We start from the raw sequence: 22,200 nt of genomic DNA on the forward strand, positions 1-22,200 counted from the left end.
GGTTTAACGGGTAAATGCGGCGTGTAATGTCTCCACGCTACGTGCCGCACGCAGCGTGCGTCCGGGATTACTCTGGTTCTCCAGCAGCGCATGAACTTTGCTGACAATATGTGCACCGATAGGGATTGCCGATGTTGCCGCCGGAGAAGGCGCGTTACAGGTGTGAATTGAGCGTGGCGTGGTGACAAACAGAAAATCGTCGATAAGCTTGCCATCAGGTGATACCGCCTGTGCCCGCACGCCCGCAGGCCACGGTTGCAGATCCTTAAGCATCAGGCTCGGACAGTACTTTTGTACCAGCCGCAGATAACCGCTTTTGCACAGCGAATTCTTCATTTCGCCAAGCCCTGAGCGCAGGTTGTTTTGCAGCACGCGGCGAATACCAGAAGAGCCGAGGATCTCCAGCGTATCGCTGAGCGAGAAGTCACGCTTACGGTAGCCTTCACGTTTAAATGCCAGCACCGCGTTGGGGCCGACCGTGACGCTGCCGTCAATCATCCGGGTCAGATGAACACCGAGAAACGGCATTGCCGGGTCGGGGATGGGGTAGATCAGATGGTTAACTATCTGATTATGTTCTGGTGCCAGGCGGAAATATTCGCCACGGAACGGACAGATGATAAAGCCAGGTTCAACGCCGAGCATTTTCACCAGTCGGTCCGCCATCAGGCCAGAACAACTAATCAGCGTCGCGCCTTCATATTCCTGACCCTGACGGGTATGGACAATCACGCCCGTAGCGTGCTCTTTCAGCGCGCTGACCTCGGCGTTGTAAATAATCTCACCGCCTTTGGCCTGGAAAATATTCGCCATCGCGGCGGTGACTTCACGGTAGCTGACGATCCCGCTCGACGGAACAAAAATGCCGCCCAGACCGGTGATATTCGGTTCACGCTCGCGAAGCTCCTGCGCATTCAGCCATTCGCGCTCCAAACCGTTAGCGGCGGTGCGATCCCATAGCGCGCGCATGCGCTCCATTTCCAGAGGGGAGGTGGCAACCAGCATTTTTCCGCAGACGTCGTAGCGGATGCTGTTTTGGTCGCAAAAGGCTTTTGTGGCGCGATTTCCGGCCAGGCAAAACTGCGCCTTCAGGCTGCCGGGAGTGTAATAGACCCCAGCATGAATGACGCCGCTGTTGTGGCCCGTCTGGTGACAGGCCGGGCCGGACTCTTTTTCCAACAGCGCAATTCTGGCGTCCGGATAGACATCAATCAGCTGCATGGCGGTCGACATGCCGATAATGCCGCCGCCAATAATCACAAAATCATACATCCGCTTTTTTCCTTCGCGCTTACTGATGAGTCTGGTAGTGGTTTGTCGCGTAAGCGAAATAACCACGTTGGCGCATCAGTTCGCGGCGCAGGTCAGGATGCGAGGTGAAACGATCGCGACCGTGTAGCCAGAACAGGTTGTTGATCAGCAGGAATTTACCCACTGAAACCGGTACGGAAATAATACTTTTGCTGGTTTCCAGCGCGTCGGACAGGTCACTCAGCCAGACGCCTTCTTCATAGTCTTTTGGCTGGACGAACTGGTCGATGTAGCGCATCACCGGACGACCCTGCTGGTCAACGTCAAATATCGGATGGAACACTTCCTGGCTCACGTTTTTGCTTGGCGGTGCGGCAAAGCGCATAGGGCGACGCGCCAGCGGATGGGTAAAGTACTGATCCAGATGTTCCCAGTCGTCGAGGTGCAGCAGCAGCGAGTTACCGCCGGTCATGTTCTGCTCGTCAATCTTCATCATCAGCACGTAATCGGTGATTTCTTCGAGATAGGTTCCGTCGTTGTGCAATTCCATCACTCGGTGAGGCTGGCGCAGATAGCTGTCTGAGTTATCGACGTTTTTCACCACAAAACGTGCGTAATATTGGCCGCTCATCGCATCAAAATTCGAGCGTCCAATTAGATGCGCTACCGCCGTCGCCAGCTTGACCATCTCTTCCGCTTGCGCCACATCATCCACGCCAACGGCATTGATCAGCAGTGCGCCTTCGGCACGATCGAGCAACGTTTTCAGCAGCAGAGGCTGCAACTGATTGCCGCACAGGTCGTCGAGGATCTTGCCCACTTTGAAGCGCAAGAAGGATTTGTATTCCAGCGCCTGCACCGGCCACTGCGCGACGGCCTGCAGAAATTGCTCAGTGGTCTCAGCAGAAAAAGTCAGCTCCAGCAGGCGTGGGGACTGGGCTGATGGTTTCAGCGTGAAACCGCTGTAGTGCTGGGCTGGATCTTCAGCGTTCGGTTTTACGGCAGTCAGTGCGTTCATCAAATCGTTCCTCTCAGTAGATTGTCAGGGAGATATGGCGCAGCTCGTTTCGTAGCCATAAATTAAAAATATCTACATTTTTGAAAAACGCGCACATAATGAGCTTGTTTGTTTATTATTTGTGATCAAAAGCAACAAATATTTAACATTGCAAACAATAGGGATTTAAAGCGAAGACAGGGATAGAGCGGTTATATCAGGTGGTAACCACCTGATTTTAAAGAGGGAAATAAAGCATCTTAATGTTCAAGAGCAATAGCGCAGACGTGTTCAACATGAGTGAGATCGTGGTACAAGTCAGGCAAGGTCATCTTCTTACGAATTACGATTTTGAGATTAACCTCGATTTTACCCTTCTTAATATCCCTGATCGTTATGTTTTCAATAATGTTTTTCTGTTGATGGATGCGGGTTATCAGATTTTCGAGCGCATCGCGTTCATCAAGAATAACCCTGACTTTTACTTTTCCGGGGAACTGGTTTTTAGTCTGTAAGAAAATAATGAACGGGCTTAATTTAATTGCCAATAAAAATAAAGCCGTGGCAAAAAAAGCATGAAAATAAAAACCGGCCCCACAGGTGATTCCCACCCCAGCAGATGCCCAGACAATTGCCGCAGTAGTGAGACCAGAAATAGCATCGTCGTGTCGGTGCAGAATGACTCCCGCACCGAGAAAACCAACGCCACTAATAATCTGAGCCGCCAGACGCATAGGATCGCTACGGATGTTCATCGAAATTTCAGCATAGTATTCTGCAGATTGTATTGATACGACAGTTAACACACAGCTGGCTACGGATAAAATAACGCAAGTTTTGAAGCCAACCGGTTTCCCTTTCGATTCTCTTTCCAGGCCTATAATGCCACCCAGAATAAATGCAATGCTGATTTTGATGATCGTAGTTAAAGGCAACAATCCTTGCTCATTGATGATGGCGGCCAGATTATTCATGCAATTACCTTAATGAAAGAGTCTTTAACGATCAGGAGTTTGCTTTTTTCAATGGGAGGTCTGCTTTGCGTTTTGAAATATCGTCCCGGAAGAATATCAGGAAGAATACGCTGACCACTGCGGCAACGCCTGCTGAAACTAGCCAGAATGTTTCCCATTGCGGTAACGCCTGTGGGCCTTGTTCCGTCACGGTGCTGTTGAAGATTTGACCGCATACGGTAGAGGCAAATAGCAAACCGACGCCGTTGGAGACGATAAATCGCAAGCTTTGGGCTTGTGCTTTAATCTCTGGCGCGGCTTTACGGTCAACATAAATGTCGCCCACGGTAAAGAAAAAGTCCCAGCAGAATCCCTGCAACATCAGGCCGATCAGCACAAACATCATGTTGGCATCCAGTGATGCATGAGCAAACAACAGTGTGCGGATGATCCAGCAAACGGCGCCCAACATGAGAGTAATTTTGAAGCCGGCTTTCAGTAAGAAAAACGAGAGCAGGAACATAAAAATGACTTCACAGGCGATGCCGACCTGCATCATTGACGCGGCGTTATCGAATCCAAGCGCTTTTAAAAAGACCGGGATATAGGCGGAATAAGCTGTTTTGGGGATCATCAGGACAAAAATACTGAGCATCAAAACCGAGAAACTGCGGTCCTTGAAGAGTGCCAGAGCGTCCAGACATAACAGATCGCGGAGTGTAAATACGCTTCCTTTTGCTTTCGGTGGGGTGTTTGGCAACGTAAAGCAGTAAAGGCCGAGCACGACACCGGAGGCTGACGCAATATACCAGGTGATGGTATTTCCAGAATAGCCCATTTCACCAATAATAAAACCGATGACCATAAAGCCAAATGTGCCGAACACACGAATAAAGGGGAAGTATTTCACCCCGTTAATGTGGCTGAAACTGATGCTGTTAGCCAGCGCAGTTGTTGGATAAAACAGCAGACCGACTAGGAAGATCATGGTCAACGTCATGCCCGTGTTTTGCGCCTCAATAAATTGTGGAACAAACAACAGTACGCCAGCATTAATTAAATGCAGGATCGCCATGACTTTTTGTGACGAAAAGAAACGGTCGGCTACCATGCCAATAAAGAGTGGCGAAAGAATGGTCGCCAGACCAAGCAAAGCATAAGATGAGCCAATAATGGTCGCCATACCATAGGTACTTAATACCAGTCCCATGGTCATATTCCAGGCGCCCTGCATGAAATATTGTATGAACATCATAACCAGCAGGCGTGGTGTTTTATTAAGGTCCATATTGCATATCCTTATTGGTTGATGCTCAGGTTAAGCCCATCCCAGGCGACAAGAATGTTCTCTTTGTCGCACGCCGCCACGAGATCGTCGTGCAGTAGACCGCCGCTGTGTGAGACATGCGAGACGATGAGTTGGCTATTTTTCTCAAGGCAGCCCAGTTCTGCAAGCCTGTCTCTGGCGGCGAAAACGGTTTCCAGACTCATGTGGTTATTTGTACGGTTATCACCATTAAAACCGTAGGTACATTCCAGCACCGTTAAATCGATCTTTTTCCCTTTCAACCATTGCCAGGTGAGTTCAGGGAACCAGCCCGAATCATGTCCATAGAAAATTGACTGACCATCTTTTTCGATAAACCAGGTATAACAAAGCTCCCATTTGGCATGGTTCGCCAGCAGTGGAGTGATTCGGTATCCGCGGGTTTCAACGGTTACGAAGGGAACCAGGCAATGAAAAGCAAATCTTTCTGCGCTGTAGCCTGGTAATACTTGTGCCGCGCCGTTAATCGCACGGTCATTACCAAAAATGTGCAACGGATGAGTAATCTCAAATCCGTACCCTTCCATTCGGCTAAAAAGATCGCCGACGTTGAAATGATCGGGATGTGTATGCGTGAACAGCAGCGATTTGATCTCTGTTGCGTCCAGGCCATCTCGCAGCAGTTGCTGGCTGAATTCAGGCGCGACATCAATCAACAGTTCATCGTCGATGATCGCTGAGGAGTGCGTGCGTATATCTTTGCCTTTGCGAATACGGGCTTGCTGACAGTGCTCACAACGGCAAAAAGGATTGGGTATCCCTTCGGATGCTGCGGTTCCCAGAAAATGAATATTCATGTTTCCCTCTTGATCAAAACAGAGTGTTGTTTTTTGAACGAAAATGTAATGAAACGTAATTGGAACGTGTCAATTATTATCCTGCAGCTTCAAGGCAACAACGATCTTTTGTTGCATAAGTGATCCTCTTCAAAAATTTAATAATTTATTTTTATATTTCATGGTGTTGAAATTTTTAGTTCATTTCTTCGTGCTATGTGGGGTTGAGAGGTGGTTATAAGAATGTGTTGATAAAATGCACTTTTTAATATTGTAACGTTCAAATTATCTTGCTGGAGATAGTTTCCTGATGAGCGCCGTGCTAGCATCAAAACATCAGGGGAAGGGTGTAAAAATGCCAACTATCAAAGACATAGCAAGAATTGCCGGTGTATCGCATGGGACTGTCTCGAATGTGCTCAATGGCAGAGGAAATGTAAGCGTTGAGAAGATTGAAGCGGTTCAACGTGCGGCCCGAGAAGTTGGCTATCAGTTGAATGCGCAGGCGCAATCATTGAGAGCCAGCAAAAGTCAGGGAGTGGCCTTGATTCTGCCGGACATCAATGCGGAACGTTACTATCAACTTTATCGGGGATTACACCAGGCCTGGCAACCTTCACTCAGCGAACCGGTTGATCTTTACCTGACTAATGATTTGCCCAATCTGGAACTGGATATTTTGCAAACACTGGCGGCAAAGTCTTACCAGGCTGTTGTCACCGTGAGTTGCCTGGACAACAGCCAGCCCTATTACGATATGCTCAGGCTCTCCCCGGAGAATGTGCTTTTTGCGTATCGCCAGCCAGCCGGTGCAGTTTGTTATTTTAGCCTTGACTATGTGACCGCAGGGGAAGAAACCGCAAGAAGGGCACTGGCGCAGTTGCCGGGTCATATTGGTGTTTTCTGCGAGCCGCTGGAATTTGCCCACAGCGCACGCTTTACTCAAGCGATACAGAAGGTATGCCGGGAGTTAAGTCCGCACACAAAGCTTACGGTTATACCTGCGCATGCCAGTGAAGTTAACACCGTCGCGTTTGACTTTTTCCGGGGGGCGATACCCGATCTGTTTATTGTTCAGGACAGTGAGAAGACGCGTGCGTTGACGCAAGCGTCCTGGTTTGGGAGTTCTCAGTCCTGCCCGCCGATAGTACAACTGAGTGATAATCTTCCTGCATCTTTTGATGGAATCACCAGCTATCAGATGGATTATGCCCGCCTGGGGACAACTATTGCTTCATGTATTCGCCAACCCAAAAGTAAAGAGAAGCACCGTATTCTGACGAATTGCGGTTTTTCCTGGAATGGGCAATACGCTCCGCCTCATGAGACGGAGGCGACGCTGAATATGTTAATTTTGCCCAGCCCTTCGACCGATGCGCTGAAGAAACTGTTACCTCACTTTTATCGCCAGACCGGTATTAAGGTTAATCTTGCGGTTTATCCGTATGATGAGGTTTTTGAAATTCTCTCTCATCTTCACCTGCACCCTTATTACGATTTACTGCGAATCGATATGGCATGTTTTCCCTGGTTTGCAGAAAAAGCATTATTGCCGCTGGAGTCGGTCTCCCCCGAACTCCCGTTATTGCTGGATAACTTCTCTGAGCAAATTCAGCAGCACTTCAGCCTGGTGAATGGGACTGCATGGGCAATTCCCTTTGATGCCAGTATGCAGCTTCTGTTTTATCGACGAGATCTGTTTGAAGATGCGACGATTAAACGGATGTTTTATGAATCAACAGGCAAAGAGTTAACGCTACCAGAGAATTTCGCACAATTTGATGAGATTGCCGCTTTCTTTAGTCAATTGCATCAGCCAGAAAACAGACAGCGCCCAATGGGAACGGCGGTGACGTTGGGCAGCTCAGGACTTATCGCCACTGAGTACTTGCTACGTTACTACGCGTTAGGTGGACGATTGGTGCGTGAGGGCGAGCCGGTACAACTTGATGCTTCGCTTGCTGCCGCTGCACTCGAAGAATATCTGCACCAGCTTTCTATCGCCGTGAATCTCCCTGGTGAGTGGTGGAGTGATGCGGTTAAACAGTTTGAGCGTGGAAATCTCGCCATGCTGATTATGTATCTCAATTTGTTTAACGATGTTGCGCATACGACCATCGCCCCCACGATCGGCTATGCTCCCGTTCCGGGGCAGCTTCCACAATTGGGCGGTGGCTCTATTGGAATGTCTCGCTACAGTAAGAAGAAAAAACAGGTTGAGCAGTTTTTTCATTGGCTTTATTCCGATGAAATTTCGCGCCATCTGGTTCTATTGGGGGGCAACAGCGCCTGGTCTGGAATATGTCACGATCAAAATGTTCTCAATCTCTACCCGTGGTTTAATTTACTGAATGAAAAAGGCATGACGGGAATACGGGAGTCTCAGGGAAGTAAAGGTGAGTCTTTTAACCTGCGACAGGCAGAGATTATTATCGGGCAAGGCGTGACGAATGCGATTAACGGCATTATGGACGTCACGCAGGCCGTGGAATACATCAATGCGCGGATCAGAAACGAAACGGGTGCCTGAAATATGCGACTCCTCGCCTCTTACTGATGACGTAAGAGGCGAGAAAAAGCGGTTAACAGTAACCCACTTTATAAATGCGCCCGCTCTGGATGCCTTCGACGCTGCGGCGATAGGCGTTGGCGACCGTGACGGCGGGGACGCTTTCAAAGCCGGGGAAGAACCCGTCAAAGGCTTCGGCGGATTCACTCAGTACGGTCGGACTTATCAGGTTAATACGCTGACCACGCTCTAGCTCACAGGCAGCAGCGCGCACAAATCCTTCCAGACCGGCATTGATCGTTGCCGCATTTGCGCCTTGTGCGATGGGCTCGTGGGCGATAATGCCGCTAATTAACGTTATCGAACCGCCATCATTGAGGAAATGCTGCCCGGTTAAGGCCAGACGTATCTGGCCTAACAGTTTATCCTGAAGCCCCTGATTAAAGTCCTGGTCGGTCATTGTCGACAGCGGTCCAAAGAACAGATTGCCGGTGGCGGAAACGATCGCATCTACCCGACCGACTTTTTCGAACAATGCCTCGACACTCTCCTGCGAGGTGATATCGACCTGGTAATCCCCCTGCGTGCGACCTACGCGGATCACCTCATGTTTACGGCTTAACGTTTCTGTGACTGCGCGACCCACTGTACCACTGGCACCAATAATGACGATTTTCATAACCACCTCCGCAATAGTGTGAGCCGCTATTCTTTAATGAAAATGAAATCGGATAAACTGGCTAAAAGTTAGATGATTACTAACCAGAGGTTTGCAATATGGATAAGTTACGCGGCATGGAAACGTTTGTCGCCGTGGTGGAGTGCGGGAGCTTTACTTCTGCGGCGACGAGGCTCGAGATGTCTGCGGTGATGGTGGGAAAATATATCGCCCAACTGGAAGCGCAGCTCGGCACGCGTTTGCTGGAGCGCAATACGCGTCGCCAGAGTCTGACCGATGCCGGACGCGTCTATTTTGAAGAAGCTCGTCGCGTGCTGGAGCAGGTATCGATAGCTGAACGTTCGGTAGAGCGTCTGCGGCTGGCACCAGCAGGGACGCTGCGCATAAGCGCGCCCACGTCTTTTGGCGCTTGCGTGATCTCGCCACTGGCCGCTGCGTTTTTACAGACCTGGCCAGAGGTGCGCATTGAACTGGATCTAACCAACCGGATGGTTGATCTGGTTAATGAAGGTGTTGATCTGGCGATCCGCATTGGCGATATCCATCAGACTGACGTGGTGGCGAAATACCTGTGTCCCTACCGTATGGCAATTTGTGCTTCGCCAGAATATCTTGCCCGCCATGGCACCCCCCGAACGCCCGCGGATCTGGTGGATCATCTGTGTCTGTCCCATACCGTGTGGACGGCCCGCAACGAGTGGATACTGCCTGGCGTGACGGGGGAAGTCAGATGGAAACGCGATGCGATCCTGCGCTGTAACGATGGTCATGGACTGCGTATGGCGGCGGTAGCGGGGGCTGGGCTATTATTGCAACCGGAGGTGCTGTTGGCAGAAGAGCTGGCTACTGGCAAGTTGGTTCGTATTCTGGAAGTATTTACGCCACAGCCGCGACCGATTCATTTGCTGTGGCGACAGGATTTGCGTCCGTTGCCCAAGCTGACACGGTTTGTTGAACACGTTCTTAGTGCAGTTCAGGAATTAAGATGAAAATGCCGGATGGCGCTGCGCTTATCCGGCCTACAGTGGCGATTAATCGTAGGCCGGACAAGGCGCGTTACTAACCGATATCCACCTGCGGTTTGCTGTTGCGTTTACGGATCATGCGCAGCACCGGCGGGACCACGATAACCAGTACCGCCATCACCAGCAGCACTTTCGCCACGCCGCTGGCCCACAGAATATCCATACTCCCGTTACTGATAGACAACGCCCGGCGCAGGTTCTGCTCCAGCATTTCCCCGAGAACGAAGCCCAGAATCAATGGCGACATTGGGAAGTGCATTTTACGCAAAATGTAGCCCAGCACGCCGAGGGCGACCATCAACACCAAATCGAAGGTAGTGCTGTGGACAGCGTACACACCTACCGCGGAGACTGCCGCAATAGCGGGTACCAAAAACCACAGCGGAATGGTCAGCATGCGGGTAAACAGACCGATCAGTGGAATGTTCATCACCAGCAGCATTACGTTAGCGATCAGCAGCGCCGCAATCAGCCCCCAGACGATATCCGGCTGTTCAGTGAACATCGCCGGCCCCGGGGTGATGTTGTACAGCGTCAGCGCACCCATCATCACCGCCGTGGTACCGGAGCCCGGCACGCCGAGCGTCAGCATTGGGATGAAAGAGCCGCAGGCCGAGGCGTTGTTGGCGGCTTCTGGTGCCGCTACGCCACGAATATCCCCCTTGCCAAAGCTGTCGCTGTTGCCGCTGAGCTTTTTCTCGGTCATGTAGGTGATGGCACTGGCAATGGTGGCGCCAGCGCCAGGCAGAACGCCGACGAAAAAGCCAATCACTGATGAACGCAGGGTGGCTCCTACGCACTGTGCGCCTTCTTTGGCGTTGAACAACATGCGGCCCGTTTTACGCACCAGCGTCTGGCCACTGCTGGTATGTTCCAGCATTAACAGTATTTCAGAGACAGAGAACAGCCCAATCACCACTACGATAAACTGCACACCGTCGGAGAGATGGACACTGTCAAAAGTAAAGCGATAAACCCCGGTGTTGGCGTCTACGCCGACGGTCGCAAGTCCGAGACCGATAAGCGCTGCCAGAAATGATTTCAGCGGATTTTGCGCCATCATGCTGCCGAGACAGGCAATGGCGAAAACCATTAAGGCAAAGTATTCTGCCGGACCGAAGGCCAGCGACCATTGGGCTAACGCCGGGGCAAACAGAATGATGCCGCCGATGGCGATAAGTGAACCAAAGAAAGAGCTGACCGCCGAGATAGAGAGCGCCACGCCGCCGCGTCCTTGCTGCGCCATCGGATAACCATCCAGCGCGGTCATAATCGCCGCCGCATCGCCGGGAACATTCAGCAGGATGGAGGAGATGCGCCCGCCATATTCACAGCCAATGTAGACCGTAGCCAGCAGGATCAGCGCGGATTCTGCGGGCAGATGCAAAGCAAAGGCCAGCGGCAGCAGGATCGCCACGCCGTTGATTGGCCCAAGGCCAGGCAGCAAACCCACAATGGTGCCTACAAAACAGCCTATCAAGGCGATGACCAGGTTTTCCGGCGTCATTGCCACCGCGAAACCCTGAGAAAGATAAATCCAGGTATCCATCGTTTCTCCGTTAACCCAGCCAGGCGCCGAGTGGTAAGGTGACGTCAAGCAGTCGGTCAAAGGCATACCACAGCAGAATGCCGAGCACCGCGCCGGAAATACCCGCAGCCGGGATGGTTGCGCCGAACAGCATGCCAATCACCACGGTGAGAATGGCAGTGGCGATGGGAAAACCGAGCCACTCAAAACCCCAGGCGTACATCAACAGAACAATTACCATCGTCAGCAGCTTTTGCAGCACGTGGCGACGGGGCCAACTGATGGTATCCGGATGGCGCAACAGCAGCGCCACGGCGCATACCAACATCAGACTGATAATGCCCAGCGGGAAGGGACGCGGCCCTACGGGTTCATAGCTGTATTCGCTGCTGATTTGCCAGGCCACGAACAGCCCGGCTATGCAGAGCAACAGCCAGATACCTGCAAAAATACGATCGCTCATCATCTTTGCCTCTGCGTTTACTTCGCCAGACCGAAGGCTTTCGCCTGCTCACGATAATCCGTAACCTGTTTTTTCACGTAGTCGTCGAGCTGTTTGCCGCTCATGTTGAACTCAAACAGACCGCGCAGATCGCGTTGTTTTTTAAACTCATCGGTCTGCTGGAGTTTGTTAAAGGCATCAACCCACCACTGATACTCAGCGTCGCTGACTTTTGGCCCAACGTAGAAGCCACGAATGATAGGCCACACGAGGTCATAACCCTGCTCTTTGGCGGTTGGCACGTTGGCTAACTGGCCCGGTAGGCGTTCATCAGAGAACACCGCGAGCACGCGGATTTTGTCGCCGCTGAGGTAGGGCACCATCTCACTGAGATCGCCGGAAACCACCTGTACGTGATTTCCCATCAATGCGGTAACCGGTTCGCCACCGCCTTCAAAAGCCACATAGCGCATCTTATGCGGATCGACATTGGCTTTTTGCGCCAGCAGCGCCGACTTCATCCAGTCCTGGCTACCGATAGAAGCACCTGCGCCAATGACCACGCTGTTAGGGTCTTTCTCCATTGCCGTAAGCAGATCTTTCAGCGTCTTCCATGGCGCATCCTGACGTACGGCAATCATGCCGTAGTCGGTGCCGACACTTGCCAGCCAGCGGACATCATCCACACCGTAGCGACCAAACTTGCCCTGAGACAGGTTCAGCAGGGAGCCGCCGGAGAAGGCCACCACGGTTCCCGCTTCAGCCGGGCGTTGAGCGACGATAGCGTTATAGGCCACGGCACCAACGCCGCCGGGCATGTAGGTTACGCGCATCGGTTTTTCGATAGCGCCGGTTTCCATCATGCTCACCTGAATCAACTTACAGGTGAGATCGAAACCACCGCCGGGTTTAGCAGGGGCGATACATTCAGTGCGCGATGGCGCTTGTTCGGCCAGTACAGAGGTACTCATCAGTAAAATGCTTGCAGTAAGGGTACGAAGTAACTGTTTTTTCATTGTTTATCCTCACGCCGGAAAACCGGATTTTCGGGTACGGAAGAAGATTTTTGTGATTATGTGAGCCGATGTGTAGCAGTTCGGTTGCGTGATTGTTAAAACATTAACCTTTCAATTCCCTTTCAATGCGGCAGAAACTTTACAGGATGTGATATGCGTCTCTTATTAGCGGAAGATAACCGTGAGTTAGCTCACTGGCTGGAGAAAGCGCTGGTGCAAAACGGTTTTGCCGTTGACTGCGTTTTTGATGGCCTGGCGGCCGATCACCTTTTACATAGTGAAACGTACGCGCTGGCGGTGCTGGATATCAATATGCCGGGGCTGGACGGCCTCGAAGTCGTTCAGCGCCTGCGTAAACGCGGACAGACGCTTCCCGTTCTGCTGCTTACGGCGCGCAGCGCGGTGGCCGATCGGGTGAAGGGACTGAACGTCGGGGCCGATGATTATCTGGCAAAGCCGTTTGAAATCGAGGAGCTGGATGCCCGGCTGCGGGCCTTGCTACGGCGCAGCGCGGGGCAGGTACAAGGCATCCAGCAACTGGGGGAACTGGCGTTTCACGATGAAGGCTATTTTCTCTTGCAGGGGCAGCCGTTGGCGCTCACGCCGCGCGAACAGGCGCTGTTGACGGTGCTGATGTACCGTCGGTTGCGACCGGTTTCACGCCAGCAGTTGTTTGAGCAGGTCTTCAGCCTGAGTGATGAGGTCAGTCCTGAAAGCATTGAGCTGTATATCCATCGTTTGCGCAAAAAGCTACAGGGAAGTGATGTGCGCATCGCCACGTTGCGTGGTCTGGGCTATGTGCTGGAGCGTAGCGATGAAGTGGGTTAAACCCCAATCGTTATACCTGCAACTGCTGATGTTTTTGGGCCTGCCGCTAATGTTGCTGTGGGGCCTGTCAGCATTTAACAGCTATGTCAGTGCGCTACAGGCGGCGACCCAGGCGTATGACCGCACGCTGCTTTCATCCGCCAGGACCGTCTCCGAGCGGCTGGTGGTGCGCAATAAACAGTTAGAAGTGAATGTGCCATGGGTGGTGCTGGACAGCTTTGAATTGAATATGAACGACCGACTGTATTACAAAGTGGTTGATCCGGCGGGGAAGGTTATCTCTGGTTATGACGATTTACCGGCGATGCCGCCTGCTACCTCGCGCACGCGGCTTTATCCGGCGCTGGCATGGTTTTATCACACTGAATATCGCGGTGAGGCAATCCGTGTGGCGCGTCTGCTGCAGCCTGTCAACGAAGGTGGCATTGTTGGCATGGCGGAGATTTATGTTGCCGAAACGCTGCAATCGCGGCGTTATCTGGCGCGACAGCTGTTGTTTTCCTCGTGGGTCTCGCAAGGGCTGCTGGTACTACTGACTCTGGTGCTGGTTGGCTGGCTGCTGCGCCGGGTGCTACGCCCGATGCGCCAGCTGTCATCGCTGATGGTGCGTCGTGAGCCGGGGCTACTGACGCCGCTGCCGGAGCTGCTGCCGTGGTCGGAAACCCGTCTACTGATTGTGGCGTTTAACCGCTATCTGGACCGACTTCGCGGTCTGATCTCTCGCCAGGAGCGCTTCAGCGCGGATGCTTCCCATCAGCTTAAAACGCCGTTGGCAGTGCTGAAAACTCAGGCGGCGGTGGCTCTCGCCAGTCAGCAGCCGCAGCAGTGGTACGAGAGTCTGCAAGCTATGAGTACCACGCTGGATAACACCATTCAACTGACAGAGAGGCTGTTGCAGTTGTCTGCGGTGAAGCGCAAAGAGCAAGGGGAAAGGCATTTCTCGCCGGTTAATCTGTATGAGGTGGTGCAAACCAGCTGTTTTACCCGACTGGCGCAAGCGCGTAGTAAAGGGATCGATCTGGGCTATGAAGGGGATAAGGACGCGGTATGGGTTGAGGGAGATGAAGTGCTGCTCGGCGAACTGTGTGGGAATCTGCTGGATAACGCACTGAAATACACGCCGACGCAGGGGATGGTGACCGCCCGGCTGCAAAGAGAGGGAGAGGCCGTGGTGCTGGTAGTCGAAGATAGCGGGCCTGGCATTGATGAACAAATGGTGCATCAGGCGCTGCTCCCGTTTCATCGTCTTGATAACGTCGGCAATATTCCTGGGGCAGGAATCGGTCTGGCGCTGGTCAACGACATTGCTCGCCTGCATCGTACGCACCCACAGCTATCCCGGAGTGAAGCATTAGGCGGGTTAAGCGTACGGATGCGGTTTTTATGTCTGGAGCGAGAAGGGCAGGACGTTCGGTGTCGTCCTGCGCCCGTTATTTAAAGGTCACTGTCGCATTGACCGGGATACTAAATGCGCCTGGTTGAGGAGGGTTCTTCAGCCAGAACAGGGTCGCCATGAACTCTTTGCGCCGACTGTCGCTCTGGTTGTTAAACGCGCCGCTGGTAAAATCGATGCGGTTGCCGCTGATAATATCCCCGGCGCCGGGCCGTGCAGCATCCTGAAGCGTAACGCCGATATCCGGCGTACCCTGACCGGTAAAAACCGTGCCGCTGTTGTGCGTGGTGCCGGTAAAGGTTATCGCGTAATTGATGCCGCGACATTCATGCTTCCCGGCAGCTTCTGCAGCGATAACGGCAAACTGTTTGCTGTGTCTGTTATCCTTGCCAGCTTTGGCTTCGGTAATGCTGATCCTGCCAAACTCGACGGTATCCGTTCCTTTGTCTGAGGCAATAGAGACGATCGGTTCGCAGTTGATATAACTGATGTTATTCAGGCCAGTCAACGCGGGACCAAAATTTTTTGCCGGTCGACTGGTGGAACAGTTTGTACCGCAAGCGTTAATTCCGCCGATACCATCGACGACGAAAACTTTGTTGATGGTACGACCGGCCAGCGCGGGTAAAGGATCAGGTAGTTTTCCGGTAGCAACCAGACTGAGATTAAAGGTAAAAGAGAAAGTTTGCGAAAGTGCCGGGCAGGAACGGGTATTTCCGTTGTTACAGTGGTTATTTGAACCTGTGCGGGGCAGCGTTGCCTGATATTGCGTGGTGACGGCCTGCGCGCTCTGATCGTAAGAACGACCATCGATGCTCACCACCAGTTTCATATTGGTTCCCTGCAAAAAATGCGCAAACTCATGGTCGGGATCGATGTAGATTCTGGCCGCTTCGCCCTGGGGCATATGGTCCGTGTCGCTGCAGGTGACGCTAACGGTCTGTGAATTGGACACCCAGACGGTGTCTCCGGCGGCGGTGCTGTGGCTAATTTTAATCGGATCAACGTGTACAGAGACGCTGTTTGCTGTACAGGTAACCGCATAGCTTGTACTACTGAAGATCGGCAAACAAAACAGCACCACGAGTTTAACTATTTTTAACGGATTCATTGATTGCACCTTACGAACCGACGCACTGGGCAGTAATTTGTGTATATCCGATTTTCTTCACCGGCTGGTGATGGTTATCCGGCATTTGAATAAAGCAGTGTTCATTGGTATGTGAGCCCCAGCGCACTTCCAGGCGCGAATTATCTTCCACGCCGCTGGCATACAGAGCGCCATGCAAACCGACCAGGCCGTGATTGCGGCCTTTGGCATCCCGAACGATCGCACCAACCGGTGGGGCTATGTTGCCGGGTATGACTGCATTCACCAGATAGTTGCGCCCGCTGAAGGTTTCAAACACGACTTTGCCGATGGCTTTCTCTGTCGGGACAATTTTTTTCTGTGCCTGGGGAATATCCAGACCGGCGCCAATATCGGCGGTATTCAGACTCACCACGTTGTAATGCCAGGCATCTGCCGCAGTCAGGACCGCATAGCCGTTACCGTCTATCGCCACGCCGTTTTGTTGCTGGATATGGACGCCGTCGGCATTTTGAGCCTCGACCAACACCATGGTGTCACCCGGAGAGTGCATAAGCGTAACGCCGCCTGCGTGCAGCATCGCCCCGCCTCTGATGCCCATATTCATATTCTGGTAGTTGCGCCCGGCGCTATAGCCTCCCTGAACGTTCATCTTGTCGCCTTGCCAGGCGGCGTTAACGCCGGCAGCGGAATCCTGTCGATCGGTGGTACTGCCTTGAACGCCCCAGCTCAGACGATCGTCAAATGCGGTGTTGCTGTAGCTGGTGGAGTAGCTGTCGCCATTCTGCTGGCTATGCATCACGTTGGCAGAGACAAAGCCGTGGCTGTCCATGAAATCAAATGGGATGGATAACGTCAGGTTGATACTGCGGTCCTGGTAGTCGTACTGGTTGCGGGTGTCCTGCACGTATACGCTCCAGTTGATTTTCCCCAGCGTATCGTTGTAACCCAGCTGTATCGTGCGGTCGTGACTCCCGTTGTGCCAGTAGTTTTGCTGGCTGGCGCTGACGTAAAGCGAGGCGTTATCCCACAAACGCTGATTAACAGAAACCTCAAAACGTTGGCGGCGATTATTGTAGTTACTGGTGTAGTAATGCTTTTTGTTGTGCTGCTCGCCAGGGTAACGCAGCTGCTGATTGGGGTCGTCATAGGCGTTGTCGTAATAACCCGAGGACCAGCTGTTATGCTCGTTAATGGTGTCGCTAAAGCTGTAATAGCCGGATGTATTGTAGCGGTAGCCAACCAGACGAAAATCCGTGCCGTACTGGTTCAGCGATTTAGAATACAGGAAACGGTAACTTTGCCCCGTGGACGCTTCTCCGCTGGCAAGCTGTGCTCGGGCGGTGGTGATATCAAAGGAGATCGCGCCGAACTGATGCAGATCCTGAGCGACCCCAGTGGCAATCGCGTTGTAACTTTCCGCCGTCAGTAAACCGCCGTACAGCGTGGTTCCAGAGCTGAGGCCATAGCTCAACGTTCCCTGGACAAAACGGGGCCGCCAGCCGCCACTGTAACCGTCACGGTATTCCCCGGCCGTAAACTGAAAACGGCTGTTACCTGCGCGCAGCATGTTCGGTACCGCCGAATAAGGCACGCTGAAATTGCGACGGCTGCCATCGGCTTCAATAACGCTAACATCCAGATCGCCACTCTGGTTGCTGGGGTTAATATCGTCGATGTCAAACGCGCCCGGCGCGACGTTTTTACTGTAGATCAGGTAGCCATTTTGCCGGATTTCGATTGTGGCATTGCTGTTGGCGACGCCGCGAACGACCGGGGCAAAATCGCGTTGGCTATCAGGCAACATATTTTCATCGCTGGTGAGCTGCGCCCCGGTAAACTGGATGCTGTCGAACACATTGTCATCCGTGTAGGTTTGCCCGATGCGCAAGCGGCTACGTAGCGCAACAATATTGCGCTCCACCCACGTAGAAACCGCCTGCCACTGGCGGCCTGAACCGCTGGCGTAGCTGAACGTGGACTGGTTACGGAAATGCCATCCCGCCAGGTTGATGCCGTTGGCAAAACTGGCAAAAACGGAGTCATGATCCTGACCCTGTTCGGCCAGGCGGGTGGTATTGACGTTGTAGCCGACAAAAGCGGCATTAACCCCATCGTCATAGGCAGACTCCGGGACTGCATCGTGTGCGGTCGAGAGCAGAAAAGCTTCCGGCACTGAAATATCAATACGCTGGTAGTTTGCATCTGCCGTCAGGCGGCTGTTTGCTATCAGCGCTGTGAGCTCAACGCAGGTATCGCTGCGGTCATCCGGGATTTTAATCCCGTATCTGCGCAGATCGTCAGCGCTTAGGCAGGGTTGTGGCTTGCCTTCTGGCTGACGTCTTTTGAAGGCAACATTGCGCGTCTCAACGAAGCTATGATCAATATAAATATCGTATTCAAACGTCCCTTCGCTAAGCCCATCATTACGGGCGATTTGCACCACGGAGGTAATATTTTGCGCACCGTGCACAAAACGGGTATTAAATTGTGGCGCACTGTTGGCGTAAGCAGGCATACACAGGACCAACGTTGACAGCGTAAAGACCTTTTCCTTAAACCGTTGCGGTTGCTTATTTTTTATCATCATTGCAACCCCTGACTTAATAACACGATATCGGGACGTTATTGACCGCGTTAGTGCCGCCGTAATCATCTACCCAGTTAAAATCGATGTGGCTAACTTTTTGCTGCGACAGCGTAAACGTGCGTTCGCCATGAGGATTCACCATATCGGCATCAACGTTTTGGCCGTTAATATGCAATTGCGTCAGAGAAATATGTAACGGTGTCGGATTAACGGCACGCAGAGTATTTCCGTGACATTGCCACTGTAATTTCTCGACCGCTTCAGGTAGCGTCATATTCAACCCCGCAGGGCGATAAAAGAGTTTGATGCGAATTCGTTGCGCCAGTTGTAAGGTATTTTCCTCGTTTTCAATGGTGGGGATTTCCTGCACGTTAATCCACAATACCGATTCAATATCATGGGGAAGCCCGTTGCCCTGGTAAATAGCCCGTAGCACGGCGGATTTATGGCCGTCGAGTTTCAGGATCGGCGGGGTAATTATCATTGGCAGATTGGCCAGCGTCTCATCTGGATTACCCTTATCCAGCCATGTCTGTACCATATATGGCTTGTCTGTATTATTGTTGACGTCAAACATCGCTGCTTTATCGTTCTCATTATAAATAACGCGTGTTTGACCCAAATTAATCGCGCTGTGTGCGGTGCTAACCACGCATAGCAACAGATAAAAGAAGACTTTATTCATCAGGTGCACTTTCCAGATTCAGGGAACAGTGCCATCCATAGCAATCAACGTCCGTTATTTATAAATGACGGTGTAATTCATATCCGCAGTAATTGTGCCTGCCGCAGGCAGCGTTGCGCCTATTTGCTGATATTTGGCGACCAAATCAATATGTGCATCGCCGTTTTGGTCCGGTGTCAATGACACTTCATTCTGACCCGCGGAGAAATCGAGGGCGCTACCGGCATGATCCACTTCGATGCCGACATCGGTGGCAGCAACTGTTGTACGAAACGCTTCCAGAAGTTTTGTGTTACTGCCAGGGGTTTTATCAGTAAATACCACCACATAGCCGCTTCCTCCTGTAGCCCCACTGCAGTTGGTGAATTGCAACGTAAACTGAGTATCGCCGGTGGTAGAGCCTGCGCCGCCAAATAACTGGTTGGTGACTTGCGGTAATACGACGTTTGTATTTGTTGGATTGGCGGTGTTCACTACGCAGGTGCTGGCAACAATTTCACCGGTAAAATGGACCGTCGCGGTGGCTTTAGAACCTGCTCCCGCGGTGGTGGCGTAATTAGTACTTCCTGCCGCGCCAACATTAGCCGCAAACAAAGCAACCAGCGCGGTGCAGGTGAGTGTAATTTTCTTCATCATAACTCCGTTAAATTTATTATTTACCCAGAAGAGTACTTGTCAGAGGCGCAGATTCAGCCGGAGTACATCAATGTCAAAAAATGATGCAGGACTTCATTTAAAAGAAACGATTAACGTTTGTAAATTGCTCAACAAGTCATCCGCTGCGGATATTATTTATTTGCGAAAAATAAGTAAACATAATTTTTTTTGTGTGATGAAAGGGTGTTTTAGTAATCTTTTCAGGTTTTTTAACACGGTAAATACATGATTATAAATAACGTATGGGATTATCGTTGTGGTACATTTAACAAAATATCAATGTTGTCATTTATTCTTTTTGGGTGTTTTGAATGAGCGGGTTGATCTGTGTTGAAATTACTGTTGTTAGATGTATAAGTTCGCAGAATGTTGATATTAGCGAGATGTGATATTCATTTTGGGGTTGAACAGTTACAGTGTGTTTTTTATACCTGTAAAGTCATGTTGGTCATCTTCAGTCATCGGAGTTGCTACAATTATTTAAACTAAATTTTTTGTGCTGAATTTGATTGTTCTTCATTTTTGTACATCAGAATGACGATAATTCTAAGATCCAATCAGTAAGCATCCCGCTCACAATAAGCTTGCTAATCATTTTCTTGTTAATATATTCCCGTGTTATTTTTCTAAAGGATATTATATACGCTTATATATGCTACGGATTTCTCGTTGTAGGAAGGCGGCAAGTGAGAGGCTCCCGATGAGCCTACCCCAGTAAGTGACCCGGGTATTCATCATACAATTGCACTTGCTATTAGTTCATGAACTGTTATCTGTCAATGCGATTTTTGTTGCAGGTAATTATATTTTCTAATGTGGAAAATAAATCGAGCTTGATTTTAATAGTCAATAAAATCATATTGATGCTGATATCTTGTGAGGTGCTTGTCACAACTTATCATCTTTCTTTTTACATTTGCTGACAATCTACCCTTGTGTTTTTTAAGCTTGTGATATAATTAACTTCATGAAATAAGAAAAAAACAATTAAAGATCAATCGATAATAGGTTGAGATATGCTTAAAAATTCGCTAAAGATTAGCAGTCAAGGATATCCGGTCTTTTTAAAACTGGTCGATTTCATTGTTATCAATGTGGTGTTAATTTTTAGCGCCCATCTGCTGGGTTTGGTGCCCTTTAACACCATTGCGATTTTGAGTCTTCTCTTCTCGATCTTTTTCTTACTGTTTGCTGAATACATTAAAATGTACCAGCAAAAGATTAAGACGATCGGTTTGCGTAATCAAAAACGCTTGGGAAGGTGCGAATAAGCAGGTCATTTCTTCCCAAGCTGACTCGCTGATTAAAATTTCGCGGATCTGGGCCGATTTTTTTCCCGCAAACACATCGAATCAGCCTATTTAGGCTATTTTTTCCACCATTTCTGGCGTTATTTCCGGTTTTTACTGAGATCTCTCCCACTGACGTATCATTTGGTCCACCCGAAACAGGTTGGCCAGGGTGAATAACATCGCCAGTTGGTTATCGTTTTTCAGCAGCCCCTTGTATCTGGCTTTCACGAAGCCGAACTGCCGCTTGATGATGCGAAACGGGTGCTCCACCCTGGCACGGATGCTGGCTTTCATGTATTCGATGTTGATGGCCGTTTTGTTCTTGCGCGGATGCTGCTTCAAGGTTTTTACCCTGCCGGGACGCTCGGCGATCAGCCAGTCCACATCCACCTCGGCCAGCTCCTCGCGCTGTGGCGCTCCTTGGTAGCCGGCATCGGCTGAGACAAATTGCTCCTCTCCATGAAGCAGATTACCCAGCTGATTGAGGTCATGCTCGTTGGCCGCGGTGGTGACCAGGCTGTGGGTCAGGCCACTCTTGGCATCGACACCAATGTGGGCCTTCATGCCAAAGTGCCACTGATTGCCTTTCTTGGTCTGATGCATCTCCGGATCGCGTTGCTGCTCTTTGTTCTTGGTCGAGCTGGGTGCCTCAATGATGGTGGCATCCACCAAAGTGCCTTGGGTCATCATGACGCCTGCTTCGGCCAGCCAGCGATTGATGGTCTTGAACAATTGACGGGCCAGTTGATGCTGCTCGAGCAGGTGGCGGAAATTCATGATGGTGGTGCGATCCGGCAGGGCGCTATCCAGGGATAATCGGGCAAACAGGCGCATGGAGGCGATTTCGTACAGGGCATCTTCCATGGCACCGTCGCTCAGGTTGTACCAATGCTGCATGCAGTGAATACGCAGCATGGTCTCCAGCGGATAGGGCCGTCGGCCATTGCCCGCCTTGGGATAAAACGGCTCGATGACAGCGGTCATATTCTGCCATGGCAGAATCTGCTCCATGCGGGAGAGGAAAATCTCTTTTCGGGTCTGACGGCGCTTAGTGCTGAATTCACTATCGGCGAAGGTGAGTTGATGGCTCATGATGTCCCTCTGGGATGCGCTCCGGATGAATATGATGATCTCATATCAGGAACTTGTTCGCACCTTCCCT

General features: G+C 51.2%; 18 protein-coding genes and 1 pseudogene. 5 read left to right on the plus strand and 14 right to left on the minus strand.

Going from position 1 to position 22,200, the window contains the following annotated elements:
* Positions 1–3: 3 nt before the first annotated feature.
* From lhgD to OGV85_RS19740, 5 genes are all read right to left on the minus strand, one after another.
* Positions 4–1,272, minus strand: a complete 1,269-nt coding sequence (gene lhgD / locus OGV85_RS19720; RefSeq protein ID WP_061548179.1) for an L-2-hydroxyglutarate dehydrogenase — start codon at positions 1,270–1,272, stop codon at positions 4–6.
* A gap of 19 nt (positions 1,273–1,291) precedes the next feature.
* Entirely contained in the window at positions 1,292–2,269 is a 978-nt protein-coding gene (glaH, locus tag OGV85_RS19725; RefSeq protein ID WP_049016144.1) for a glutarate dioxygenase GlaH, read from the minus strand.
* Positions 2,270–2,508: 239 nt separating this feature from the next.
* Positions 2,509–3,222 carry an MgtC/SapB family protein gene (locus OGV85_RS19730; RefSeq protein WP_003037218.1) on the minus strand — a complete coding sequence of 238 codons (714 nt, stop codon included), beginning with the start codon at positions 3,220–3,222 and terminating at the stop codon, positions 2,509–2,511.
* A gap of 31 nt (positions 3,223–3,253) precedes the next feature.
* Positions 3,254–4,489 (minus strand): MFS transporter, encoded by a 1,236-nt coding sequence (locus OGV85_RS19735; RefSeq protein ID WP_003037215.1) that lies wholly within the window; start codon positions 4,487–4,489, stop codon positions 3,254–3,256.
* Positions 4,490–4,500: 11 nt separating this feature from the next.
* A complete protein-coding gene (locus OGV85_RS19740) occupies positions 4,501–5,325 on the minus strand; it encodes an MBL fold metallo-hydrolase (RefSeq protein WP_003037212.1) in 825 nt (274 codons plus the stop codon).
* 334 nt (positions 5,326–5,659) lie between these two features.
* On the opposite strand from OGV85_RS19740, the gene OGV85_RS19745 reads away from it, so the two are divergent.
* A complete protein-coding gene (locus OGV85_RS19745; protein ID WP_061548184.1) occupies positions 5,660–7,834 on the plus strand; it encodes an extracellular solute-binding protein in 2,175 nt (724 codons plus the stop codon).
* A 52-nt stretch (positions 7,835–7,886) separates the two neighbouring features.
* Here OGV85_RS19745 and OGV85_RS19750 read toward each other — a convergent pair whose 3' ends face one another.
* On the minus strand, positions 7,887–8,492 hold the full coding sequence (locus tag OGV85_RS19750) for a short chain dehydrogenase (protein ID WP_003037207.1): 606 nt from the start codon (positions 8,490–8,492) through the stop codon (positions 7,887–7,889).
* A gap of 98 nt (positions 8,493–8,590) precedes the next feature.
* Between OGV85_RS19750 and OGV85_RS19755 the strand changes: the two genes are divergently transcribed.
* A complete protein-coding gene (locus tag OGV85_RS19755) occupies positions 8,591–9,481 on the plus strand; it encodes a LysR substrate-binding domain-containing protein (RefSeq protein WP_061548178.1) in 891 nt (296 codons plus the stop codon).
* 70 nt (positions 9,482–9,551) lie between these two features.
* On the opposite strand, the gene OGV85_RS19760 is transcribed toward OGV85_RS19755, so the two are convergent.
* Genes OGV85_RS19760 through OGV85_RS19770 form a run of 3 tightly spaced genes read right to left on the minus strand, consistent with a single transcriptional unit; the run spans position 9,552 to position 12,503 of the window.
* On the minus strand, positions 9,552–11,066 hold the full coding sequence (locus OGV85_RS19760; RefSeq protein WP_003826025.1) for a tripartite tricarboxylate transporter permease: 1,515 nt from the start codon (positions 11,064–11,066) through the stop codon (positions 9,552–9,554).
* 10 nt (positions 11,067–11,076) lie between these two features.
* Positions 11,077–11,511: a tripartite tricarboxylate transporter TctB family protein gene (locus OGV85_RS19765; protein WP_008321484.1), complete on the minus strand. Its 435-nt coding sequence runs from the start codon at positions 11,509–11,511 to the stop codon at positions 11,077–11,079.
* Between the two features lie 14 nt (positions 11,512–11,525).
* Positions 11,526–12,503, minus strand: coding sequence for a Bug family tripartite tricarboxylate transporter substrate binding protein (locus OGV85_RS19770; RefSeq protein ID WP_003839716.1), 978 nt, complete (start codon positions 12,501–12,503; stop codon positions 11,526–11,528).
* 153 nt (positions 12,504–12,656) lie between these two features.
* On the opposite strand from OGV85_RS19770, the gene tctD reads away from it, so the two are divergent.
* Positions 12,657–13,331, plus strand: coding sequence for a transcriptional regulator TctD (gene tctD / locus OGV85_RS19775; protein WP_003826032.1), 675 nt, complete (start codon positions 12,657–12,659; stop codon positions 13,329–13,331).
* The gene (locus tag OGV85_RS19780; RefSeq protein WP_061548177.1) at positions 13,318–14,769 is read left to right on the plus strand and encodes a sensor histidine kinase; all 1,452 of its coding nucleotides are present in this window, start codon (positions 13,318–13,320) and stop codon (positions 14,767–14,769) included. Before tctD ends, OGV85_RS19780 begins: the two co-directional genes overlap by 14 nt.
* Here the strand turns inward: OGV85_RS19780 and OGV85_RS19785 are convergent.
* Genes OGV85_RS19785 through OGV85_RS19800 form a run of 4 tightly spaced genes read right to left on the minus strand, consistent with a single transcriptional unit; the run spans position 14,762 to position 19,722 of the window.
* On the minus strand, positions 14,762–15,835 hold the full coding sequence (locus OGV85_RS19785; protein WP_286553869.1) for a fimbrial protein: 1,074 nt from the start codon (positions 15,833–15,835) through the stop codon (positions 14,762–14,764). The genes OGV85_RS19780 and OGV85_RS19785 overlap by 8 nt on opposite strands.
* Before the next feature lie 10 nt (positions 15,836–15,845).
* Complete coding sequence (locus OGV85_RS19790; protein ID WP_061548176.1) at positions 15,846–18,404, minus strand: fimbria/pilus outer membrane usher protein; 2,559 nt, start codon at positions 18,402–18,404, stop codon at positions 15,846–15,848.
* A 13-nt stretch (positions 18,405–18,417) separates the two neighbouring features.
* The gene (locus OGV85_RS19795) at positions 18,418–19,089 is read right to left on the minus strand and encodes a fimbrial biogenesis chaperone (protein WP_061548175.1); all 672 of its coding nucleotides are present in this window, start codon (positions 19,087–19,089) and stop codon (positions 18,418–18,420) included.
* Positions 19,090–19,143: 54 nt separating this feature from the next.
* Entirely contained in the window at positions 19,144–19,722 is a 579-nt protein-coding gene (locus OGV85_RS19800) for a fimbrial protein (RefSeq protein ID WP_003037185.1), read from the minus strand.
* Positions 19,723–20,762: 1,040 nt separating this feature from the next.
* Here OGV85_RS19800 and OGV85_RS24475 point away from each other — a divergent pair.
* A pseudogene (locus OGV85_RS24475) lies at positions 20,763–21,011 on the plus strand (undecaprenyl-phosphate glucose phosphotransferase); the annotation flags it as partial.
* A gap of 138 nt (positions 21,012–21,149) precedes the next feature.
* Here the strand turns inward: OGV85_RS24475 and OGV85_RS19805 are convergent.
* Entirely contained in the window at positions 21,150–22,130 is a 981-nt protein-coding gene (locus OGV85_RS19805; RefSeq protein ID WP_000019450.1) for an IS5-like element ISKpn26 family transposase, read from the minus strand.
* Between the last annotated feature and the right edge of the window lie 70 nt (positions 22,131–22,200).

Origin of the sequence: Citrobacter sp. Cf132 (assembly GCF_030333885.1) — a bacterium.
In the GTDB taxonomy this organism is placed as follows: Bacteria; Pseudomonadota; Gammaproteobacteria; order Enterobacterales; family Enterobacteriaceae; genus Citrobacter; species Citrobacter freundii.